The sequence below is a fragment of the uncultured Alistipes sp. genome, from assembly GCF_902388705.1.
In the GTDB taxonomy this organism is placed as follows: domain Bacteria; phylum Bacteroidota; class Bacteroidia; order Bacteroidales; family Rikenellaceae; genus Alistipes.
On record NZ_CABMQJ010000124.1, the window covers coordinates 1 to 1,860 of the forward strand.

The 1,860-nt window shown below is 64.2% G+C and carries 1 protein-coding gene; it reads right to left on the reverse strand.

The annotated features are described in order from the left end of the window. Positions 1–173: 173 nt before the first annotated feature. A complete protein-coding gene (locus tag QZT71_RS12430) occupies positions 174–1,565 on the reverse strand; it encodes an aminopeptidase P family protein (RefSeq protein ID WP_295916671.1) in 1,392 nt (463 codons plus the stop codon). Positions 1,566–1,860: the final 295 nt, after the last annotated feature.

Below are 1,860 nucleotides of genomic sequence, written 5' to 3' on the forward strand. Positions count from 1 at the left end.
CGGCGATGCCCGCGAGCACCGCCAGCTGCGGTTTGCGGGCCTTCACGGCGCGCACCGTCGCCGCGGCGATTTCGGCCATGCCGACCCCGCCGACAAATACCGGGTCGCGGGGCTCGGTGAGGAGGAACGCCTTGGCCTCCTCGACGGTCGGGAAGATGAAAATCCGCTTCACGTTACCGGCCTACGACGGCTTCGAGTTCCTCGACCGTGACGGGGATTTTCTTGTCGCCCAGCATGCGGCTGCCGGTTTCCGTCACGAGGATGTCGTCCTCGATGCGGATGCCGCCGAAGTCGCGGTAGGCCTCCAGCGCGTCGTAGTCGACGATGCCCTTGTAAAGCCCCTCGGCGCGGCATTTGTCGATGAGCGCCGGAATGAAGTAGAGCCCCGGCTCGTCGGTCATCACCGTGCCCGGTTCGATACGCCATGCCGTGCGGTAGATGCAGGTGGCGGACTTGGCGGCGCGCTGGGCAATCGAGGAGAAGTCGAAGCTCCGCTCGCCCATCGCCTCGCAGTCGTGCACGTCCATGCCCAGTCCGTGTCCCAGTCCGTGGGGCATGAACAGCGTCATCGCGCCCGAGGCTACGGCGTCGGCCGCCGTGCCTTTCAGGAGCCCGGCGCCGATCAGTCCCTCGGCCAGCGTCATGTAGGCGGCCTTGTGTATTTCGGTGTACATCATGTGGGGTTTGACGATGCCGGCCACGTGGTCGTGCGCCGCCAGCACGATGTTGTAAATCTCTTTCTGCTTCTGCGTGAAGCGTCCGCTCACGGGATAGGTGCGCGTGTGGTCGGAACAGTAGTTGTTGACCGTTTCGCCGCCCGCGTCGCACAGCAGCAGGCGCCCCTCTTCCAGCACGCCGTCGGCGTTGAGGTTGTGGAGCGTTTCGCCGTGCTGCGACACGATCGACGGGAACGACACGCCCGAGCCGTACGATTTGGCGATACCCTCGATGGCGCCCGCGATTTCGCGCTCGACGACGCCCGGGCGGCACATCTTCATGGCCAGCGTGTGCATCCGGTAGCCGATTTGGAAAGCGCGTTCCATCTCCTCGATTTCCTCGGCGCTCTTCTTCTCGCGCATCTCGGCCACGGCGAACATCAGCTCCACCGACTTGTAGTCGTGCAGCAGGGCGGGGGTGATGCCCAGCAGCGCGGACAGCTGGAGTTTGGTTTCCCCGCGGTAGGGCGGCAGGAAGTGAATCTTGCGGCCCAGCGAAATGGCCTTGCGGAGCCGTTTCTCGAGCTCGGCCAGGGGGAACGTCGCCGTGACGCCCACCTGGGCGCCCAGCTCGCGCAGCGTGGGCTGCGGCCCTGTCCAGATGATGTCCTCGACGGTGAAGTCGTCGCCGTAGAGCGCCTCTTCGCCCGTGTCAGCGTCGATGAGGCCCGCCAGCGAGGGGACGTTCAGGCCGAAGTAGTAGAGGAACGACGAATCCTGCCGGAAGTAGTAGGCGTTGTTCGGGTAGTTGTTCGGCGACAGGGGGTTGCCCGGCAGCAGGACGAGGCCCGAGCCGATTTTCGTGCGCAGCATGTTGCGGCGCGCAGTGTAGGTTTTGGCTGAAAACATAATATTGCGTGGTTTTGAATTTTTTGCCGGTTCTTTTCGTGGAGACGGGACTTTTCCCTGGCCTTTGCGGGGAATGCCTGTTCCACCTCTTACAAAAATAGTAAAAATATGCCAAGCCCGCCATCCGGGACGGTTATTTTTTGCAGCGCCCTTTGCCGGGGTGGGTCGAAGGGATGTCCGGGTGGGTGCGGCCGCAGGCCGGGGCCGGGTCGCGGGGGCCGGACTGTCGCGAATGTCCGGCGAATGTCCGGCGAATGTCCGGCGAATGTCCGGCGAATGTCCGGTGGGGGACGGG